At 55.2% G+C, this 20,512-nt stretch carries 20 protein-coding genes; 11 read left to right on the top strand and 9 right to left on the bottom strand.

Annotated features, from left to right (window positions below; genetic code table 11):
- Positions 1-48 precede the first annotated feature (48 nt).
- The gene (htpG, locus tag BLP45_RS13585) at positions 49-2,034 is read left to right on the top strand and encodes a molecular chaperone HtpG (RefSeq protein WP_090373031.1); all 1,986 of its coding nucleotides are present in this window, start codon (positions 49-51) and stop codon (positions 2,032-2,034) included.
- A 264-nt stretch (positions 2,035-2,298) separates the two neighbouring features.
- On the opposite strand, the gene nhaR is transcribed toward htpG, so the two are convergent.
- The 3 genes from nhaR to BLP45_RS15000 all read right to left on the bottom strand — a co-directional run bounded on the left by nhaR (position 2,299) and on the right by BLP45_RS15000 (position 4,008).
- Positions 2,299-3,207 (bottom strand): transcriptional activator NhaR, encoded by a 909-nt coding sequence (nhaR, locus tag BLP45_RS13580; protein WP_090373030.1) that lies wholly within the window; start codon positions 3,205-3,207, stop codon positions 2,299-2,301.
- Positions 3,208-3,303: 96 nt separating this feature from the next.
- On the bottom strand, positions 3,304-3,681 hold the full coding sequence (locus tag BLP45_RS15005) for a hypothetical protein (protein ID WP_256327842.1): 378 nt from the start codon (positions 3,679-3,681) through the stop codon (positions 3,304-3,306).
- A gap of 78 nt (positions 3,682-3,759) precedes the next feature.
- The gene (locus BLP45_RS15000) at positions 3,760-4,008 is read right to left on the bottom strand and encodes a hypothetical protein (RefSeq protein WP_256327841.1); all 249 of its coding nucleotides are present in this window, start codon (positions 4,006-4,008) and stop codon (positions 3,760-3,762) included.
- Between BLP45_RS15000 and BLP45_RS13570 the strand changes: the two genes are divergently transcribed.
- The 5 genes from BLP45_RS13570 (at position 4,007) to slmA (ending at position 11,365) form a co-directional block, all read left to right on the top strand.
- Positions 4,007-5,137, top strand: coding sequence for a TolC family protein (locus BLP45_RS13570; protein WP_256327840.1), 1,131 nt, complete (start codon positions 4,007-4,009; stop codon positions 5,135-5,137). The genes BLP45_RS15000 and BLP45_RS13570 overlap by 2 nt on opposite strands.
- Positions 5,134-6,291: an efflux RND transporter periplasmic adaptor subunit gene (locus tag BLP45_RS13565; protein WP_090373027.1), complete on the top strand. Its 1,158-nt coding sequence runs from the start codon at positions 5,134-5,136 to the stop codon at positions 6,289-6,291. Before BLP45_RS13570 ends, BLP45_RS13565 begins: the two co-directional genes overlap by 4 nt.
- 3 nt (positions 6,292-6,294) lie before the next feature.
- Positions 6,295-9,534 (top strand): efflux RND transporter permease subunit, encoded by a 3,240-nt coding sequence (locus tag BLP45_RS13560; RefSeq protein WP_090373026.1) that lies wholly within the window; start codon positions 6,295-6,297, stop codon positions 9,532-9,534.
- Between the two features lie 14 nt (positions 9,535-9,548).
- Positions 9,549-10,436: an acetylglutamate kinase gene (gene argB / locus BLP45_RS13555; RefSeq protein ID WP_090373025.1), complete on the top strand. Its 888-nt coding sequence runs from the start codon at positions 9,549-9,551 to the stop codon at positions 10,434-10,436.
- A gap of 356 nt (positions 10,437-10,792) precedes the next feature.
- A complete protein-coding gene (slmA, locus tag BLP45_RS13550) occupies positions 10,793-11,365 on the top strand; it encodes a nucleoid occlusion factor SlmA (protein WP_090373024.1) in 573 nt (190 codons plus the stop codon).
- On the opposite strand, the gene BLP45_RS13545 is transcribed toward slmA, so the two are convergent.
- From BLP45_RS13545 to gpmA, 4 genes are all read right to left on the bottom strand, one after another.
- Positions 11,362-12,123 (bottom strand): HesA/MoeB/ThiF family protein, encoded by a 762-nt coding sequence (locus tag BLP45_RS13545; RefSeq protein ID WP_090373023.1) that lies wholly within the window; start codon positions 12,121-12,123, stop codon positions 11,362-11,364. The genes slmA and BLP45_RS13545 overlap by 4 nt on opposite strands.
- 169 nt (positions 12,124-12,292) lie before the next feature.
- Positions 12,293-13,768 (bottom strand): S41 family peptidase, encoded by a 1,476-nt coding sequence (locus tag BLP45_RS13540; RefSeq protein WP_090373050.1) that lies wholly within the window; start codon positions 13,766-13,768, stop codon positions 12,293-12,295.
- Positions 13,769-13,801: 33 nt separating this feature from the next.
- A complete protein-coding gene (locus tag BLP45_RS13535; RefSeq protein ID WP_090373022.1) occupies positions 13,802-15,004 on the bottom strand; it encodes a murein hydrolase activator EnvC family protein in 1,203 nt (400 codons plus the stop codon).
- Positions 15,005-15,067: 63 nt separating this feature from the next.
- Positions 15,068-15,823 (bottom strand): 2,3-diphosphoglycerate-dependent phosphoglycerate mutase, encoded by a 756-nt coding sequence (gene gpmA, locus BLP45_RS13530; protein ID WP_090373021.1) that lies wholly within the window; start codon positions 15,821-15,823, stop codon positions 15,068-15,070.
- A gap of 274 nt (positions 15,824-16,097) precedes the next feature.
- Between gpmA and BLP45_RS13525 the strand changes: the two genes are divergently transcribed.
- The 5 genes from BLP45_RS13525 to BLP45_RS13505 all read left to right on the top strand — a co-directional run bounded on the left by BLP45_RS13525 (position 16,098) and on the right by BLP45_RS13505 (position 18,938).
- A complete protein-coding gene (locus tag BLP45_RS13525) occupies positions 16,098-16,514 on the top strand; it encodes a rhodanese-like domain-containing protein (protein WP_176754764.1) in 417 nt (138 codons plus the stop codon).
- Between the two features lie 10 nt (positions 16,515-16,524).
- Positions 16,525-16,827, top strand: coding sequence for a glutaredoxin 3 (grxC, locus tag BLP45_RS13520; protein ID WP_090373020.1), 303 nt, complete (start codon positions 16,525-16,527; stop codon positions 16,825-16,827).
- Between the two features lie 131 nt (positions 16,828-16,958).
- A complete protein-coding gene (gene secB, locus BLP45_RS13515) occupies positions 16,959-17,441 on the top strand; it encodes a protein-export chaperone SecB (protein WP_090373019.1) in 483 nt (160 codons plus the stop codon).
- Between the two features lies 1 nt (position 17,442).
- Entirely contained in the window at positions 17,443-17,940 is a 498-nt protein-coding gene (locus tag BLP45_RS13510; protein WP_090373018.1) for an SH3 domain-containing protein, read from the top strand.
- Positions 17,937-18,938: an NAD(P)H-dependent glycerol-3-phosphate dehydrogenase gene (locus BLP45_RS13505; protein WP_090373017.1), complete on the top strand. Its 1,002-nt coding sequence runs from the start codon at positions 17,937-17,939 to the stop codon at positions 18,936-18,938. Before BLP45_RS13510 ends, BLP45_RS13505 begins: the two co-directional genes overlap by 4 nt.
- Positions 18,939-18,988: 50 nt before the next feature.
- On the opposite strand, the gene trmL is transcribed toward BLP45_RS13505, so the two are convergent.
- Both trmL and BLP45_RS13495 read right to left on the bottom strand, forming a co-directional pair.
- Positions 18,989-19,453: a tRNA (uridine(34)/cytosine(34)/5-carboxymethylaminomethyluridine(34)-2'-O)-methyltransferase TrmL gene (trmL, locus tag BLP45_RS13500; RefSeq protein WP_090373016.1), complete on the bottom strand. Its 465-nt coding sequence runs from the start codon at positions 19,451-19,453 to the stop codon at positions 18,989-18,991.
- 74 nt (positions 19,454-19,527) lie between these two features.
- On the bottom strand, positions 19,528-20,199 hold the full coding sequence (locus BLP45_RS13495) for a ComF family protein (protein WP_090373015.1): 672 nt from the start codon (positions 20,197-20,199) through the stop codon (positions 19,528-19,530).
- Between the last annotated feature and the right edge of the window lie 313 nt (positions 20,200-20,512).

Here is a 20,512-nt window from a genome sequence, read left to right as displayed (position 1 = left end):
CGCCAATCCGCCCTTATCATATTATTGCATTTTTTTAGGAGATAACCCATGCAAGCGACAGCTACCAAAGAACATCTAAGTTTTCAGACTGAGGTCAAACAGTTACTCAATCTGATGATTCATTCCTTGTATAGCAACAAGGAAATTTTTTTACGCGAACTGATTTCCAATGCGTCGGATGCCGCCGATAAGCTACGCTTCGAGGGATTAACCGATGGCGCGCTGTATGAATCCGACTCGGACTTGAAGATCCGCGTAGGGTATGACGCCGCGGCTCGAACCATCACCATCGCCGATAATGGGATCGGCATGTCGCGGCAGGAGGTGATCGACCATATCGGTACCATTGCCAAGTCGGGTACCCGCGAATTCTTCAGTTCGTTAACCGGCGACCAGGCCAAGGACGCGCACTTGATCGGCCAGTTCGGTGTCGGTTTTTATTCGGCGTTCATTGTCGCGGACAAGGTGACGCTTGTCACCCGCCGCGCCGGATTGACCGCCGAACACGGTGTCCGTTGGGAATCCGGCGGTGAAGGAGATTATACGCTTGAGACAGTGGAGAAAACGGACCGCGGAACTGAAGTTACTTTACATTTGCGCGAGGGGGAGGATGAGTTGCTCAATGGTTGGCGCCTGCGCGCGATCATCCGTAAGTATTCCGACCATATTACTCTGCCCATTGTGATGAAAAAAGAGCAATGGTCCCAGGAAAAGAACGAAAATACGATCACGGATGAAGATGAGACCGTCAACCAGGCGAGCGCATTGTGGGCACGTCCCAAGAGCGACATTACTTCGGAGCAGTACGAGGAATTCTACAAGCACGTGGCGCATGATTTCGAGCCGCCGCTGGCCTACCTTCATGCCAGGGTCGAAGGTAAGCAGGAATATACCCAGTTGCTCTATATTCCGTCGCGCGCCCCATTTGACTTGTTCGATCGCGAAGCCCGCCACGGCATCAAGCTTTATGTGCGGCGCGTATTCATTATGGATGATGCGAAACAGCTGCTGCCGAACTATCTGCGTTTCGTGCGCGGGGTGATCGATTCCAACGATTTGCCGCTGAATGTTTCGCGCGAAATATTGCAGGAATCAAAAGATATCGAAGCAATACGTGCCGGAGCAGTGAAAAAAGTACTGGGATTGCTTGAAGACCTGGCGCAAAGCGAGCGGGAAGGGCAGGGGAATCAGGAAAACCCGGAAAACCCCGAAAACCCGGAAAACTCGGAAAACAAGGAGAAGGAGAGAGCTAAATTCAAAACTTTCTGGAAGGAGTTCGGACAGGTCCTCAAAGAGGGCGTGGCGGAAGACTACGCCAACCGTGAACGTATTGCCAAGCTGTTGCGCTTTGTTTCCACCCATGCCGAGACGGACGAGCAAACGGTGTCATTGGGCGATTACATTGCGCGCATGAAAGAAGGACAGGAAAAAATTTATTATGTCACGGCGGATAGTCTCAAAGCGGCCAGAAGCAGCCCGCACCTGGAAGTTTTCCGCAAGAAAGGCATCGAAGTTTTACTGCTTGCTGAGCGCGTGGATGAGTGGCTGGTTGCGAACTTGACCGAGTTCGAGGGTAAGCCGCTACAGTCCGTGGCGAAAGGCAGCCTCGACCTGGGAAAACTGGAAGACGAGGCGGAGAAGAAGGAGCAGGAGAAAGAAGCGGACGAGTACAAAGAGCTTACCGAGAAAGTAAAGAGTATTCTCGGTGAACAGGTGAAGGATGTTCGTATTACGTTACGCTTGACGGAATCTCCCGCCTGCCTTGTGGCGGATAGCCATGACATGGGTGGAAATCTGGAGCGTCTGCTAAAGTCTGCCGGGCAAAAAGTGAACCACGCCAAGCCTATCCTGGAAATCAATCCTTACCATCCGCTGATACAACGCCTCAAAACGGAGGAGACGCAATTCGCCGACTGGAGCCATATCCTGTTCGATCAGGCGTTATTGGCTGAAGGCGGACAGCTTGAAGACCCGGCCAGTTTTGTCAGGAGAATTAACGAGCTACTGTTTCAGACAAACTCAGGCGAGAAATAGGCGGTTGAAAGGAGCGGACAGGTGCCTGTCCGCTAGAAATTTCGTACTCTGTTTCTTTCACCGGCCGTGCAGCTGGCCGTGATTCCTTGATGCAAGGTAGTGTAGCGAGTCCGAGATATCGGTATATAACCGCTTCAAATGAATAAACCGTGAAGGAATGTTAAAAAATGACTGGATTGTTGTCAGACAAGGCGCGAGGAGGCGCATAGTTATTCATATGTAACGACGCGCAACGCAGTATGGCGGCAATCCAGTCATTTTTAACTAGCGGGGATAAAGGTTGGCGAACAGTTCCCGGTGAGCGGTATCGTTGATGGCAACCACGGCGGGATGGGTAAGCCGCCGCTCCATTGAAATGGCGTAGAATTGCTCGGTGACATCGTCTGTATGGCCGAGAATCGTAACGCCATGTTCGCGCCGCACTTCATCGGCTATCACCGATGGCGCAATGAAAATACCGATGCCGGCTTGTCCGAAAGCCTGCATCAGCGCGCTGTCGTCGAACTCGCCGACAATACGCGGCCGGATCTGATGAACGTCGAACCAACGCATCAGCGGTGTGCGCACGGCGGCTTCCTTGCCGGGGATCAGCAGGGGGGCGGCATCGAGAATAGAGGGCCATTTGTCCGTAAACTGCGCTGCCAGCCCTGGCTCGGCAAAAAATGTGATGCCGCACTCCCCGAGTTTATGGCTGTAGCCCTTCACGTTTGTCCCCGCCGGCATGGGCCGGTCAGCGAGCACCAGATCAACACGTTGAATCGCCAGTTCCACCAGGAGGCGCACAAGTTTGTCTTCCCGGCAGACAATACGCACCGGTTCGGCAAGTGACATCGCCGGGGTCAACAGGCGATAAGCGATGGATTTGGGAACCGCATCGTCAACTCCCACCCGGAATTGGATCGAACGGCTTTCGGGACGGCTGCGCAAGGCCTCTTCCAACTCGTTTCCGATCTGGAAGACTTCATCGGCATAAGAAAGCGCAAGCCGGCCGGTCTCCGTCAATTCAAGACGTCTTCCAACCCGCAAGAATAGCGCTACCCCGAGCGCCTCTTCCAGGAGTCCGATCTGGCCGCTCAGGGTCTGCGGCGTGAGGTGCAACCGCTCGCTGGCCCGGACGATGCTGCCGGCCTTGGCGACGGCCCAAAAATAATGCAATTGCTTGTAATTGAGCACTGGCGCGCCTCATACGGTGGACAGTATTCGACAATAGTTCGTAAAAATCGATGATATTATCAGACATATACTACTTTCATTGATGCAAATTTTACTCTAAACTTCAAAATTCCTGGTAATTCCCGGTTTTGCTCTTTTTGGGCGGAACATCGCGTAACTGTCAACGTCTGGCACATTCAGGGGGCGGCCGTCTCGGTCCTTGTGGCGGTATTCAGGTAATGGGTTTGAAATGCCGGTTGGTTCACGGCGATTGAGGCGAGTTTCATTTCTTTTGGAAATATAAAGGTAGTAGATGCACATATCACCCTGCTCGCGCATCTTGCTGAGCCTGATTCTCATCGTTACATCCCCGGTAGTCTCAGCGCAAGATCCCGCAATGATGCCCCCCATCACTTCGCCCCCTACTTTCGCGCCCGCACCTCCGCCTCCACCCGCCCCCGATATTCCCACGCGCGCGCCCGTACCGCCCGCCACGATACCTTATACGACTGTACCTTCTACAATACCGTCCTATACGGTTCCGTCCTACACGGTGCCTCCCTCCGCGTTGCCTTACCGAATACCTTCCACGGAACCTTCCGCCACGGTACCGCCGGCCACGGTGCCTCCGCCGGGAGCGCCTTCCGCCACGGTGCCGTCCACTATGCCGTCCACCTCGGTACCATCCACCGTGCCCGCTCCGGGGCGGCCGTCCGGGATACCGTCTGTCACCATACCTTCCGCCGCGACGTCGCCTCCCGCTCCCCCCGGCGCGCTCTCCATCGACGCGCTGCAGAGGTTGGGGCTGGAGGCCAACGGCATGGTCCGTGCCGCACAATCGCAAGTCGATGCCGCGGCGGCCGGCGTCGTCGGCGCCGCGGCTTATCCTAATCCGCAAGTGATGTTGACGGGCGGTCCTCAGCACCCGAGAATCGCGGCAGCCAACCCGGCGACGAACCACCGCGCTGTGACTATCGCGCAGAATATTGAAAATCCCTGGCTGCGCAGTGCGCGCATCGATGCGGCCGAGGCGGGCGTCGATGCCAGCCGCGCCAGTTTCGAACAGGTGCGCGCGGATTTGGCGGCGCAATTGCGGGTGCGCGCGTACGAGCTGCTGCTGCGCCAGGAAATCGCGCGCATGGAAGGCAGTATTTTCGAGCTGATGGAGGAGGTGCGGCGCCGTATCAAAGTGGCTGTGGGTATTGGGGAAACAGCACGCTTCGAACTGGTCCGATCCGAGGCCGAAGTGTTGAACGCTGCCAGCCGTAAGGAGGCGGCGGAGCTGGCCACCTTGCGCGCGCGGGTTGCGCTGATCCAGTTTACCGCAGGAGCCCTGCGGCCCGATTTCGCGATCAACGCATCCCTGTTCGATCCGGTCAACCTGCCTCCGCTGGAAGAGTTGCGGCAGGAGGTGCCGGCGGTCAATCCGGATGTGGTGCGCCTGGAAGCCGAGCAGAACCGCGCCCGCCTGCGGATCGACCAGGAGCGGGCATCAGTGTATCCCTCGATACAGATCTTGCTCAGCAATTTTCAGGAAGCCCAGTACACGTCGAACACGGCCGGATTCAACGTCACCGTTCCCGTATTTTACCGTCGCCGCGGCGAGATCGACGCAGCGGTTGCGGATTCTGCGCGGGTGCGGGAAACGCTGGAATACCGCCGCTTCGAGATCGGCCAGCTGCTCGAATCTGCCTGGCAGGCCCTGCAAATTGCACGACGCAGGGTGGAGATGTTCGAAGGCGGAATCATCAAGGAAGCCGAGAACGCGTTGCAGATTGCCCAGGCGGCTTACCGCTTCGGCGAGCGCCCGTTGATTGAAGTCCTCGACACCCAGCGCGTGTTGCGAGGAATACTGATGGAGTCGTTGCAGGCACGTTTTGATTTACAAGCCGCCGCGGCTGAAATTGACCGGTTGCGGGCTTATTATCCCAGGGAGAGTGTCCTTCAATGAAAACCACGATACGGATCGCCGGTGCGGTGATCATTGCCGCGTTGCTTGCCGCGGGGTGCGGCAGCAGCGAGGAGGCTCCCGCCAAAGACGCCGCGCAGAAGGAGCCGGAGGATATCAACAGCATCACGATCAGGCCGGAAATGGAGCCGCGCATCAAGCTCGGCTACCCTGCCATGGTCGATCTAGCCGATAAGCTGCAGGTTCCGAGCCAGGTCGAGGTGGACGAGGAAAGGCTGGTTCGTATCGGGTCCTACGTGACGGGACGTATTACCGACCTATACGTCATTCTGGGTGACACGGTTGAGGCCGGACAGCCTCTGGCGCGACTTACCAGCCCTGAATTGACCCAGGCACAGCTGGCCTACCTGCGTGCGTTTTCGCGCACGGTCCTGACCCAAAAAGCGGCCGAGCGTGCCCATCATTTGCTGGCCGCCGACGTGATCGCCATCGCCGAGGTGGAACGGCGCGAGTCGGAACTGGAGGTCGCTCGCGCCGAACTGGGTGCGGCGACGGATCAATTGCGGTTGTTGGGCGTGGACAGCGCGGTGCTGAAAGAATTGGCGAAGGAGGGGCATATCCTGCCCTCCGTCACCATCAACGCACCCAGGCCCGGCATCGTTATTGCACGGAATGTTATCATCGGGCAGGTGGTGCAACCGGCCGATCCGCTATTCGGAGTGGCCGACCTATCCTCGGTCTGGGTGGTGGGCGATGTGCCGGAGGCGATCGCGCGTAATGTGCAGGTCGGCCAGCACGTGGAGATCCACGTGCCGGCACTGGGCGAGGCAGCCTTCGACGGCCTCATCATATTCGTTGCCGACACCGTCAATCCTTTGACCCGCACGGTAATGGTGCGCACCATGGTGGAGAATCCGCAGCGCAAGCTCAAGCCCGATATGCTGGCCACCATGCATATTGTCGATAATCCGGAAAGAAGCCTGGCGGTGCCGGAAACGGCGGTGGTGCGTGAGGCCAACCAGGATTATGTATTCCTGTCTCAAGGCGATAACCGGTTTCTGCGTGTCCCGGTCGAGCTGGGCCCCGAAGTCAATGACGTGTATCCCGTGCTGAAAGGGGTGACCATTGACCAGAAAATTGTCGTGGATGGCGCCTTTCATCTGGACAACGAGCGCAAGCTCGCCGAACTGGAGTAAGTCATGTTTGCAGCAATCGTGCGCACCATGCTCAAGCAGCGCCTGCTGGTGGTGGTGGTCGCGCTTGCCCTGTGCGTCGCAGGCGTTTTTGCTGCAAAGAGTCTTTCGGTCGATGCCTTCCCCGATGTGACCAACATACAGGTCATCGTCGCCACGGTGTCGATCGGCCGCAGTCCTGAGGAGATCGAGCGGCTGGTGACGGTACCGGTGGAACTTGCCATGATCGGCCTGCCGGGGCTGGTGGAAATGCGTGCCATAAACAAGAGTGGGCTGTCGCTCATCACCTTGGTGTTTACCGATGAGACCGACGTTTTCTTTGCGCGCCAGCTGGTGATGGAACGGCTGATCGAGGTTACGCCCAGGCTGATACCGGGCATCACGCCGGTGCTCGGCCCGGTCACCACCGGTCTGGGCGAGGTCTACCAGTATACGATCGAACATCCTGATGACGGCAAGCGTGCGCTCACGGTCGCAGAGCTGACGGAACGGCGCACCATCCAGGATTGGGTGGTGCGTCCGCTGCTGCGTGCCACCCGCGGGGTGGCGGAAGTCAACTCCATCGGGGGCTTTGTCAAGGAATACCACGTGCTGGTCGACCCGAATCGGCTGCGCCATTATGATTTGACACTGACAGCGGTCGACCGGGCTATCGCGAACAACAACGCCAACGCCAGCGGCAACATCCTGCCGCTGCACGCGGAGCAGTATTTGATCCGTGGCGTCGGTCTGATCCAGACACTGGATGACATTCGCAACATTGTCCTCAAAGAGATGGACGGTGTGCCGATATATGTGCGTGACGTGGCGGAGGTAAAGTTCGGCGAGGAGGTGCGCCAGGGAGCCAGTGTCAAGGGGGGTTATACCGAGTCGGTCGCCGGTATCGTCATGATGTTGGCCGGGGGGAATGCCAAGGAAATCGTCGGGCGCCTAAAGGAAAAAATTGCCGATATCAATGAGCGCGGCCTGTTGCCGGGCGGGCTCCAGATCGTGCCTTTCTATGACCGGACTGATCTGGTGGACGCTGCCTTGGGGACAGTTTACAGCACGCTGATGGAATCCATGGTCCTGGTGGTCGTGGTCTTGTTTGTTTTTCTCGGTAACCTGCGCACCAGCCTGGTCGTGGTGTCGACACTGGTTATTACCCCACTGATTACGTTTATGATAATGAACCAGCAGGGTATCGCTGCCAACCTGATGTCATTGGGGGGGCTGACAATCGCCATCGGCATGATGGTGGACCCCACCATAGTCGTGGTGGAGAATGTCTTTCTCCGTTTGGGCCAGGCCCGCGGCACCGGTGAGTCCAAGCTCGAAACGATTGTCAAGGCAACCGCCGAGGTAGGGACGCCCGTGATCTTCGGCGTTATTGTTACTGTCCTGGTGTTCCTGCCGCTGATGACCCTGCAGGGCATGGAAGGCAAGACATTCAGCCCGCTTGCCGTCACCATCGCCATCTCGCTGATGGTAGCCCTGTTCGTTTCGGTAACGCTGTCGCCGGTGCTAAGCCATTACATCTTGAAAGGCGGAAGCGAGCAGGACACCAAGATTGTGGCCACCCTCAAGTCCGTATACCTGCGCGTGCTTGACCGGGCGCTGGCGAGCCGGAAGATCACGATCATTATCGCGCTGGGTGCTCTCATGCTGGCGTTCTCCTTGTTTCCGCTGCTCGGCAAGTCGTTCATTCCCATCATGAAGGAAGGCGCGGTGACGCCCGTGATTATCCGTGTCCCCTCGATTTCGCTGCCCAAAGCGATCGAGCTAGAGATGGAGGCGACGAAACTGATCGCCGCGGTGCCGGGAGTTGCAAGCGTGGTGTCCAAGCTCGGCCGTGGCGCGGAACCCGCCGACCCGGCATCACAGAACGAATCCGATCCCATTGCGGCACTGGATCTGGAGGGGTCCGGCCGCACCCAGCAGGCGATCGAGGAGGATATCCGCAAAGCGCTGACGGTGCTGCCGGGCGTGAATATCGCGCTGTCGCAACCGATCGCGCAACGGGTGGACGAGATGGTGACCGGCGTGCGCTCGCAGATGGCGGTCAAAATCTTCGGCGACGATCTGGAAGAGTTGCGCAAGCTGTCGGAGCAGGTGGCGCGTATCATCAAGTCGACACGGGGCGCACGCGACATCCGTCTTGAACGCCTGTCGGGCCAACAGGAATTGATGATCGACATCGACCGCCGGGCCATTGCCCGTCATGGTCTCAACGTTGCCGATGTGAATGAGCTGATTGCAACGGCCATCGGCGGCAAGGCCGTCACCATGGTTTTCGAGGGTGAGCGGCGCTTTGTGCTTCTCTTGCGCTTTCCCGAAGAGTTCCGCGACGATGTCGAATCCATCCGCGATCAGTTGCTGCGCCCTCCCGGCAGCGCCGGTCCCGGCGGGCTGGCGGCGCGCGGTGGCGTCTTGGTGCCATTGAGTGCGGTGGCGGATATCAAAGTCGTCGATGGTCCGGCGATCATCTCGCGCGAATACGCCAAACGCCGGGTGGTGATCGGCGTCAACGTGCATGACCGCGACATTGGCGGTTTCGTGGCCGAGCTGCAGGAACGCACAGCGAGGGAAGTCAAGCTGCCTACCGGCTATTACTTCGTTTGGGGTGGGCAGTTCGAGAACATGGAGCGCGCCATGGCGACGCTCTCCGTGATCGTGCCGATTACCCTGGCCACTATCTTCTTCCTGTTGTTCATGTTGTTCAATTCGGTCAAGCTTGCCACGCTCATCTTCCTGGCGTTGCCATTCGCCTCCGTCGGCGGTGTTGTCGGACTGTTCATCACTGGTGAATACCTGTCGGTCCCGGCGTCGGTGGGATTCATCGCGGTATGGGGCATATCGATCTTGAACGGCGTGGTATTGATTTCTTTCATCAAGGAACTGCGCGAGCAGGGGCTGAGCATACCCGAGGCGGCGAGAAAAGGTTGCGAGGCGCGCTTCCGTCCTGTGCTGATGACCGCGGCCACCACACTGCTGGGCCTGGCGCCATTCCTGGCAGCCACCGGCTTGGGCTCTGAAGTGCAGAAGCCGCTGGCCATCGTGGTGATCTTCGGGCTGACCACTGCCTCCATGATGACGATGGTGCTAATGCCCATGATTTATCCCTGGTTCGACGACCCCGCTGCCAGCAAGCGTGACGAGCCTGGCGAACCTGGCGAGAGCGCGACAAAAGAGGCCGGTTCCCGTCCCGGTTTAATCGCCAGGATACGCGCGAGGTTCAGGAAGAACACCCCAACTCCCGGTGCATAATTCGCTAACGAGCCATGCCCCTATCCCATTCGACCGCACAAGATAAAGCCAAAACCCTGGCTGAGGCGCTGCCGTATATCCAGCGCTTCCATGGCAAGACCATCGTCATTAAATATGGCGGCAATGCCATGATCGAGGAACACCTCAAGCAGGGTTTCGCCCGCGATGTGGTGTTGCTGAAGCTGGTGGGAATGAACCCTGTCATCGTTCATGGCGGAGGACCGCAGATCAATGAGATGTTGCGCCGGGTTGGCAAGCAGGGGGAGTTCATCCAGGGGATGCGCGTGACTGACGCCGAAACGATGGATGTGGTGGAAATGGTACTGGGGGGACTGGTCAATAAGGATATCGTGAATCTCATCAATCGCCATGGCGGCCTTGCCGTGGGGTTGACCGGCAAGGACGGCGGTTTTATTCGCGCGAAAAAAATGCTCATGCAGGACAGGGAGAAAATCGGCGAATGGATCGACATCGGCCAGGTTGGGGAAATTGAAAGCATTAGTCCGGCCTTGATCGAGTTGCTCGAAACAAGGGATTTCATCCCGGTAATCGCCCCGATTGGCGTGGGCGAAAATGGCGAATCCTATAATATCAATGCCGATTTGGTGGCGGGCAGGTTAGCCAGCGTTCTGAATGCAGAAAAATTGATACTGCTTACTAACACTCCAGGAGTGCTGGACAAGAATGGGAATTTATTGACAGGATTGACGGCGGAGAGGGTGGATGCGTTGTTCGCCGACGGAACCATCTCCGGCGGCATGATGCCAAAAATCGGCTCGGCGCTGGAAGCAGTGAAAAGCGGCGTCAAGTCCTGTCATATCATCGATGGACGCGTGGAACATGGATTACTGCTGGAAGTGTTGACGGATAAGGGTGTGGGGACGCTGCTAAAGGCGGGTTAATGTAGCCACTCGATACGGGTTTTAGGATAGGCTCGACTTGAAGCTTCGCATATGGTGCAATGCGCTATGCTTATTGCACCCTACAATCCTGTGTTTTACCTTTGTAGTGATCCGCCATAAGTATAAGTGGCAAAGGCGAATATCAATGCAGATCGGTAATCATCTCTTGCTCTCGATCGATTGCCAGCTGCTTATGTAAAAAATAGGGTGTAATAAGCGAAGCGCATTACGCCATATGATATTCCATCAATACCAACCCCACATCTGTAGTCCCAAAAGCCGCTGTCGTGGGCCGGTCAGTATATGGGCGAGAGGCTACTGGATTGAATTAACAGTGTTATCGAAGAGAGAAGTCCATGCCAGCCAAGCCCGGTGAAAGGAAAGATCAAATCCTCCAGGTTCTGGCGGGGATGCTGGAGGAACCCCGTGCGGGTAAAATTACAACAGCCGCATTGGCGGCCAAGCTCGATGTCTCGGAGGCGGCGCTCTACCGCCATTTTGCCAGCAAGGCCCAGATGTTCGAGGGTTTGATCGGGTTCATCGAAAAAACCCTGTTCAGCCTTATCAACCAGCTGACAGCGGAAGAGAAAAGCGGTATCCGGCAAGTCGAAGGGATCATGTCCTTATTGCTTGGTTTCGCCAGGAAGAATCCGGGAATGACGCGGGTTTTGATGGGCGACGCGTTGATAAATGAGAATGACCGCCTGCAGACACGCATTAATCAGCTGCATGATCGGCTTGAGGCAACATTGAAACAGGCGCTGCGTTTTGCCGCCAGCGAGGGAGAAATCGCGTCCAATCGGGATGTCTCTGCTCACGCCAATTTGCTGATGTGTTATGTGGCGGGCCGCTGGCACCAGTTCGCTAAAAGCGGCTTCAAGCGCGATCCGATGGAATATTGGGAAGCGCAGCGCAAAGAATTGCTTTAAAGCGTCACCGTCTCATGAACGCACACGGTGCATGCCGGATCTTTATTTAACTTGATTGTGTGCCATTCCATCGACAAACCGTCAAGCAGCAGCAAACGGCCATCCAGGGTTTGTCCAATATCGAGCAGGATTTTTAGCGTTTCGGCCGCTTGTACACAACCGATAATGCCCACCAGGGGCGCAAATACACCCATCACCGCGCACCGCATATCCTGATCTTCCCCATTCGCGGGAAACAGGCAGTGATAGCAAGGCCCCTGCGTATGACGAAGGTCGAATACCGCGACTTGTCCGTCAAAACGCACCACCGCCCCTGACACCAGTGGCTTTTTGCGGATCATGCAAACGCGATTGATGGCGTAACGGGTGGGGAAATTATCGCTCGCATCTACCACCACATCGGCATTCGCAGCCAGTTCCAGCAGCCTGCGCTCATCCATGCGCTCGTTCAGCGCAATGACGTTGACTTCCGGATTAATGCTGGCGAGCGTTTTTCTGGCGGAACTTGTCTTGGGCATGCCAATGCGATTGGTATTATGAGCGATTTGCCGTTGAAGATTGGTCAGATCAACCTTATCTCCGTCACAAATAGTCAGGTTACCGACCCCGCTCGCGGCAAGGTATAGGGCAACAGGCGACCCCAATCCCCCTGCGCCGACCAGGAGCACGTGAGACCGGATTAAAGCTTCCTGCCCCTGAACGCCAATTTGCGGTAGCAGAATATGGCGGCTGTAACGCAGCAGTTGATTGTCATCCATTGCGTACAGCGGCGAAGCTGCGAATCAGGTATGACTGCAGGATTGATGGAATTCTCATACGACGTAATGCGCTCCGCTTATTGCACCTTCCACCGAAACCGTCTGCAAACCGTGCTTGCAGCAGGCGTAGGGCGTCAATAAGCGAAGCGCATTGCGCCATCTATCAATATCAGTTAACCGCCTTGGCAGAGTTATTGCTCGGCATTGGCGGACCGTCTTTAAAATAACTCATTGCCTGGATCAGCAATTGGTCCTCGCTGGAACCAAATTCCGGTGGTGGCTCACGCTTCTTGTTCGCGTCATCGCCGTTCTCCGGTTTAGCTGCCTTGGCGGCAGGCTTCGGCGCCACTTTCGCAGCCTCGGTATCAGGTTTGACTTCCCCAGATTTTTCCGCCTTTTCCTTTTCCTTTTCCGTCTTTCCATCTTTCCCGTTAGACAGATGTCGATCCAGGTCGGCTTCACGCAAGCGCTCGGTCTCTTCTTTCGCCGATGCGTCAAGGATATCCGGCGTGATTCCCTTGGCCTGGATGGATTGTCCGTTGGGCGTGTAGTAGCGCGCGGTGGTTAGTTTGATTGCGGTGTTGTTGCCCAGCGGCAGTATGGTTTGCACAGATCCCTTGCCGAAAGTTTGCGTTCCCATGACAACGGAACGTTTATGGTCCTGCAACGCTCCCGCCACGATTTCCGAAGCGGAAGCCGAGCCGCCATTCACGAGGGTAATCATGGGCACGGTCTTGACCGCGGCCGGCAAGCGTTTCAGATAATCGTTTTTTGTATCGCGCAGATAGAATTCGGGGCTGGCTTTCAGCTTCATCTTGGCGTCCTCGGTGCGGCCGTCGGTATAAACCACCAGTGAATTGGCCGGCAGAAAGGCGGCAGAAACCGCAACTGCACCATTCAGCAACCCGCCGGGATCGTTACGCAAATCCAGCACCAATCCCTTCATCGGAACGGGGCTTTCCTTAAACAATTTATCTATGGCCTTGACCAGGTTTTCTCCGGTCTGTTCCTGGAACTGCGTGATGCGTATATATGCATACCCCGGCTCGATCATTTTCGACTTGACGCTCTGAATCTTGATAACGGCGCGTACCAGTGTAAACACCAGCGGCTTGGGCTCGCCTTTGCGCAGCACAGTCAGGGTAATGGAAGTGTTGGGCTTGCCACGCATGCGCTTGATCGCGTCGGTGAGCGATAGGCCTTTGACCGCGGTATCGTCCAGCTTGATGATCAGATCGCCGGGTTTAATACCGGCACGAAACGCGGGAGTATCCTCGATCGGCGAGATAACTTTGACAAACCCGTCTTCCATGCTGACTTCAATACCCAGTCCGCCGAATTCACCCTGGGTGCCGATTTGCAGTTCCTTGAAGGCGTCGGTATCAAGGTAAGAGGAGTGTGGATCGAGACCGGTCAGCATTCCGTTGATGGCTTCCGTAATCAATTTCTTGTCTTCCACCGGTTCAACGTAATCGCTTTTAATGCGGCCGAATACCTCCGTGAATGCGCGCAGCTCCTCGATTGGAAGTGGACGCAGGACTTCCTGGGTCTCCTTGTTGGCGACAGCAGAAAAATTGAGGCTGAGCATTACGCCGGCTACCGCGCCGAAAATAACCAAGCCAAATTGCCGCATCTTGTTACCCATTAAACTTTTCTCCACATTTGTCAAATTCATTGCTCATTTTATTCTGACCCAATTCAAAGGGTCAAACGGTTTGCCCTGGTGGCGTAGTTCAAAGTATAAACCGGATTCCGGGTTGCCGCCGCTGTTTCCCACCGTCGCGATTGTATCGCCACCACGAACAGCGTCCCCCGCCTGTTTATGATTGGTCTCGTTGTTGCCGTAGAGGCTCATGTAACTGCTGCCGTGGTCCACAATCATAAGATTTCCAAATCCTCTCAGCCAGTCGGCGAAAACGACGCGCCCTCCCGCAATGGCTTTCACTTCCTCGCCGCTAACCGAGCGGATGAACAGGCCTTTCCAGATAATACCCCCATCAGCACGTGGACTACCAAAGCGGTTCGCAAGTTCCCCTCGCACCGGCAAACTCAGGCGGCCTTTCAACGCGGAGAATGGATTTCCATCCGTCGATGCGTCAGGTAGTCTGCTGTTGCTCAGAGATTTGGCGCGATTTTTGCTAGCGAGCTGCTTGGCGATTTTTTCCACCAGGCGCGCGAGCCGTTCTTCATCACGCTTGAGCTTGTCGATCTCGCGTCGCTGCTGATCAGCCTGCATCGAGATACGTGCAAGTAATTTCGTCTGCTCGGCTTTTTCCTGCTCCAGATGCTTTTTTTGCTCGGCTTGCTTCATCTGGATCGTGGCGATTTCCGAGCTTTTCTCCCGGCTTTCGCGAGTGAGCGCATCGAGTTGTTCGAGATTAATGCGCAGTGTATTAATGTTATCCGAGTGCGCTTGCGAGAGATAGCCGTGGTAATGCAGATTACGCGCAATCTGGTTGGGATCCTGCTGGTTGAGCAAGAGGCTCAAGTACTCCTTTTGCCCGCTTCCATTGATATATTGCCGGTAAAGCAATTTGCTTAGTTGCAACTGCTGGGCTTCAACATGATTTTTGATCTGCCTGGATTGACTCTGCAATTGATTGAGCTTGTCATTGGCTTCGCGTTGGGCGTTGGTCAAGGCGGCTAACTTACGGGTGGCGTCATTGACGGCCCGTTCCGATTCACGCAGTGCGTTCGCTGCTTCCGATTTAGATTCTTCCGTACCTGCCAGTGCTTGCTGTAGTGATTCAATCTGGTTGCGTAGCTGCTTCAGGTCTTCCTTGTCAATTTTTGGAGCAGCATGAAGCGGATGCGACAATATCAGTACACAAGCCGGGATAAGTTTGCGAATGCTATTCAACCAGGGATTAATACGAATCAAGACTGAGTTTTTCCAGCATGTTTTTACCGAAAGAAATCATACACGCAAACAAAACGGGTGGGATCATAGGTGAGGCAGTATTTTCCCCTGATTGGCCACTACCCGCATGGCTTGTTCGATTGTTGCCTGATCCCCAAGATAGTAATTCCGGATTGGCTTCAGAGCATCGTCAAGCTCGTACACAAGCGGGACGCCAGTGGGAATATTGAGTTCCAGGACGTCTTGATCGGAGAGATTGTCGAGATACTTGACTAGCGCCCGCAGAGAATTGCCGTGGGCAGTGATAAGGACGCGCTGTCCGGATTTTACCTGTGGGGCAATCGTCTCATTCCAGTACGGAAGGAATCTTGCCACGGTATCCTTGAGGCATTCAGTCAATGGAATATCCTGTTTGGCCAGGTTCCGGTAACGCGGATCGAACCCGGGATAGCGCTCATCCTCCGGCGTCAGGGCGGGTGGCTGAATATCGTAACTGCGCCGCCAGATCAGGACCTGTTCTTCGCCATATTCAATCGCCGTCTCTATCTTGCTCAGGCCTTGCAGCGCGCCGTAATGGCGCTCGTTCAATCGCCAGGACAAATTGATGGGGATCCACATCTGGTTCATTTCATCCAGCGCGATCCATAATGTGCGAATCGCGCGTTTCAATACGGAAGTATAGGCAACGTCGAACGCGAACCCGTTTTCTCGCAATAGCCGACCGGAGTTTCTGGCTTCTTCCAGACCTTTTGGTGATAAATCCACGTCTGTCCAGCCAGTAAAACGGTTCTCCTTGTTCCAGGTACTTTCTCCATGCCGCAGGAGAACGAGTTTTTTCATACTGTTCTTTATAAAAGGGATGAGATTTTCTGTGAAGCGGTTTGAAATGCTGTAGCATTTTAATATATTTTGACGTCGCCCGCAGCATGCAAGGCCATGGACTTGTCCCCAGCCATCCTGGCCGCGCTATACCAGGACGGGAATTCGGAGAATCCGGATATCAGTTGGATCAATCGGCGGATTTTATGTTCCATGCCTCAGAGGCCGCCGGAACGAGAGAATTCCGCTACATTCCCGTCTCTGATAAAATCCCTGGTTGAGAAAATTGAGGAGTATGGAAGTGACATTCTTGCAGAATAATATTGCGCTGATTGTGGCCGCCCTGCTGAGTGGCGGCATGTTGCTGTGGCCGCTGCTGTTTCGCCGCTCCGGCCATGAGGTGGATACGCTGGTAGCGGTTCAACTGATTAATTACAAGGACGCGCTGGTGCTGGATGTGCGCGAAGGCAGCGAATACGAGTCGGGCCACGTGCCTAATTCAAAGCATATTCCCGCTGACAAGCTTGAAGAACGCATGCATGAGCTGGAAAAATTCAAGAGCAAGCCGATCGTATTGATACATCGCAGCGGGGTTAATTCCACCGGCAAAGCCGGATCGATTTTGCGCAAGCACGGGTTTGAGCATGTGCATAACCTTGAAGGAGGCATCGATGTATGGCGGCAGGCCAATTTGCCGATAGTGAAGAAATGATGAGGATGTCATGAAGGTCGTTATGTACTCATCCGGTTTCTGTCCATATTGCATAAGAGCGGAACGCCTGCTGCATTCCCGGGGTGTGACGCAAATCGAAAAAATCCGTATTGATCTGGATCCTGCCCGGCGTGCCGAGATGATAAAAAAAACCGGGCGTCGCACCGTTCCACAAATCTACATCGGCGATACCCACGTAGGAGGGTATGAGGATTTGGCACGACTCGACCGCAGCAACGAATTGGTAAAGCTCCTGACAGTCCAATCACCGGGTATGCAAAAGAGCGGAGACATCGGGACTCCGGCAAATTGATTGCCCGGAATACCCTGTAATACCTGTGTGCCGTGTTTTTCCGAGCGCATTATGCGTTTTTCATTGCATGAATACTGTAGCGCGGTTTTTTGCGGTAACATCCTATTTTGATGACTCCATTGGAATCCAACATGAGCGACCAGCAGCAACCCGTTTTCGGCATTGAAAAAATCTATGTCAAGGATTTATCCCTTGAGATTCCCAACGCCCCAAAAATTTTTCTTGAGCGTGAAACGCCGGAGGTGAACATACATCTGCACACGAAGGGCGAGCGTATCGATGAGGGGATGTATGAAGTATTGTTAACCATAACCGTTACCGCGAAGGTCAAGGACAAGACCATGTTTCTGGTGGAGGTGCGGCAGGCGGGAGTTTTCCAGATTCGCAACGTGGCGGAGGCTGAATTGGATCCGGTGTTGGGAATTGCATGTCCCAATATTCTTTTTCCGTACTTGCGTGAGACCGTTTCAGACATCGTCACCCGCGCCGGCTTTCACGCGGTAATTTTAAGCCCGGTGAATTTCGAGGCGCTTTATCAACAGGGAAAGCAGCAAGCCGAGACGAAGGCCGTGGCAGGGGAAGTACCGGAAGAAGAGAAGAAAACAACTCACTGAAATGAAGCACGCCTGTGCCACGTTTCTCGAAATGCTATTCCCACTGCGCCGGGATCTGACGGCATTGCTGGTCGGCGTGTTGTTGTTTCCGGTATTTCCAGGATACGCCATTGCGGCGTTTGAGTTTTATTCGATCATTGATAATGCTACCGTCATGTATGACGCGCCGTCGTTCAAGGCGGATAAAGTGTATGTGGCGAGCCGTCATTTGCCGGTAGAGGCGGTCGTGAAGGTTGAAGGCTGGGTCAAGGTGCGCGATAGTGGAGGCACTCTTGCCTGGGTGGAAGAAAAGGCATTAAGCGAAAAACGCTATGTGATTGTCACCGTGCCACAGGCCGACGCTTATCAGGCTGCGAATGCGAGTTCGACGCTGGTATTCCGGGCTCAGCAAAACGTTGTGATGGAACAGTTGGAACCCGCCGCGAATGGTTGGGTCAAGGTGCGCCACCGCGACGGACAAATCGGTTACGTTAGAACGCAACAGGTCTGGGGTTCGTGAGAATAGCCGTTCTCGGGGCCGGTGCATGGGGCACGGCCCTGGCTATCAGCCTCAGCGCAAACTCCAGTTCAAGCCATCAGGTAACCTTGTGGACCCGAACCCCCGGCCATCTTGCCGAGCTTGTTTCACAGCGAATCAACCGGCGTTATTTCCCAGCCTTTCCCTTGCCTGATTCTCTGCGGCTGACCTCCGCTCTTGACGTCGCCATTGAGTTTGCCGAACTTGCCCTGATCGTTGTGCCAATCGCCGGTTTACGCGATACGCTACGTCAGATGGCCGCTTGCGGAAAGACTATCCCGGTGGTGTGGGGCTGTAAAGGATTCGAGGCGCAATCCGCCAAGCTGCCTCATCAAGTGGCGCAGGAAGAGTATGCCGGCGTTGCGTCCTGCGGTGTATTGTCGGGGCCCAGCTTTGCGCAGGAAGTTGCGCAAGGCCTTCCCACTGCCCTGACGTTGGCATCGCATGATGAAAAGTTTTCCCGGAATGTTGCGGCGCAATTGCACACTACCCGGCTGCGGGTCTATTCAAGCAAGGATATCGTAGGCGTGGAAACGGGTGGGGCGGTCAAGAACGTCATATCGATTGCCGCCGGGATTTCGGACGGCATGGGTTTTGGTCACAACGCCCGGGCCGCATTGATTACAAGAGGGCTTGCGGAAATTACGCGATTGGGCCTCAAGCTCGGCGGCTGTATGGAAACTTTTATGGGCTTGACCGGTGCAGGCGATCTGATACTCACGTGTACAGGCGACCTGTCACGCAATCGGCGGGTGGGCCTCATGCTTGCGGCAGGCCATCCACTGCCCAATATTCTGCGTGAACTGGGACACACCGCGGAAGGAGTTCCTACCGCAAGGGAAGTGCTGCGGTTAAGTCAGGAATTAAAAGTTGAGATGCCGATTACGAAGGCTGTATGCAGCATACTATATGCCGGCGTATCCGCGGGAGCGGCCGTGGAAGCCTTGCTCGGGCGTGAGCCGAAGACAGAAAATTATTGACCTGAAAGTTCGCTATCGAATACCGGAAAAACACGTTTTGTTTTTGCTGGTTATACTCCTTTCTCGAATTTCATCTGCCGCCATGCTTCATAAATGACTACCGCGACCGTGTTGGATAAATTGAGGCTACGGCTTCCGGATACCATGGGCACACGGATAAGATGCTGTTCGGAAAAACTCTCCAGTAATCCGGATGGCAGTCCCCGGCTCTCCGCACCGAAAAGAAACGCGTCTTTGCTGGTATAAGCGGGCAAATCATAGCGTTGTTTTCCCTTGGTGGAAACGGCAAAAAAACGGTGTCCTTGCAAACGCTCGGCACATTCTGTCCAGTTTTCATGGACGCTCATGCTGGCAAATTCGTGATAATCCAGCCCGGCGCGCAGTAATTGCTTGTCTTCGAGGATAAAGCCCAGCGGCTTGATGAGATGCAACCTTGCGCCGGTATTGGCACACAGCCGTATGATATTACCGGTGTTGGGCGGAATTTCCGGTTGAAATAAAATCACGTCAAGCATGATGCTGGTCAACTTTGCCGAATTTTATTGCAGAGCCGGAGCACACGATATCCCACCGATTTAAAAAAGCACGATTACACATCGCCGGGCAGCGTTCGTGCGATCACCCACCCGCTCACATACGTAGCGCCGCCCTTGCGTAGTACTTTTGCGAGTTCGTTGAGAGTTGCGCCGGTGGTCATGACGTCATCCAGTATGGCAATACGCTTACCTGTAAGGTCCGTTTCGCACGTGAATGCATTCTGGATATTTTTTGCGCGTTCCTTCCACGGCAACCCGGTCTGGGAGGGCGTATCCCTGATGCGCTCGCAGATGGCGGGCAATAGTGGAATGCCGGATTTCTTTGACACGTTTCGGGCGATTTCCAGTGCCTGGTTGAAACCTCTTTCACGCAGTTTAGCGGGATGCAACGGCATCGGCACGATGAAATCCGGGCACGCAATACCGTCAATCCGTGCCAGCAGTAAATCAGCCAGTACGAGCGCCATCGGAAGATTTGCCTGGTATTTAAGCGAATGAACAAGAGCGTCCACTGGAAACGCATAACGCAATGCCGCCACGGTTTGATCAAACGCCGGCGGGTTTGCGAGGCAGGCGCCACAAATACGGGATTCCGACGCAGGCAGTCCGCATACAGCACAACAGTGAAGCGGCGGATGAGGCAGGCTGTCCCGGCAAGGCGTGCACAAGTCATTATCACTGGTGGTGCCGCAGAGCAGGCAGTATTGCTTGAATAGTGCCTGCATAATTTTTGATCTATTGTTCAATAATGCTGGATGAAAAATTGACAACTATGGCGTAATCCGTGATGATTCTACCAGGCAACGAAGAAGTGAGTCGCTTCTGCCGCGTTGGCGGCGAGACGATCACGCATCGTTTCTCCAAAAAGAAAACGATATAAGGACATAGTATGAATCAGTTTATCTCCGACATCACTGCTAACCTCGATATAACCGAAAAGCAGCCAGCAAAAAAACAGCCGGAGGGCATAGCCGGGGCAGAAACGGGATCACCGCGCTGGAGCGTTTCTCAAATCCAGGCATTGCTGGACTTGCCGTT

The sequence above is a fragment of the Nitrosospira sp. Nl5 genome (assembly GCF_900102495.1).
In the GTDB taxonomy this organism is placed as follows: domain Bacteria; phylum Pseudomonadota; class Gammaproteobacteria; order Burkholderiales; family Nitrosomonadaceae; genus Nitrosospira.
This window is presented reverse-complemented; position numbering and strand designations above follow the sequence as displayed.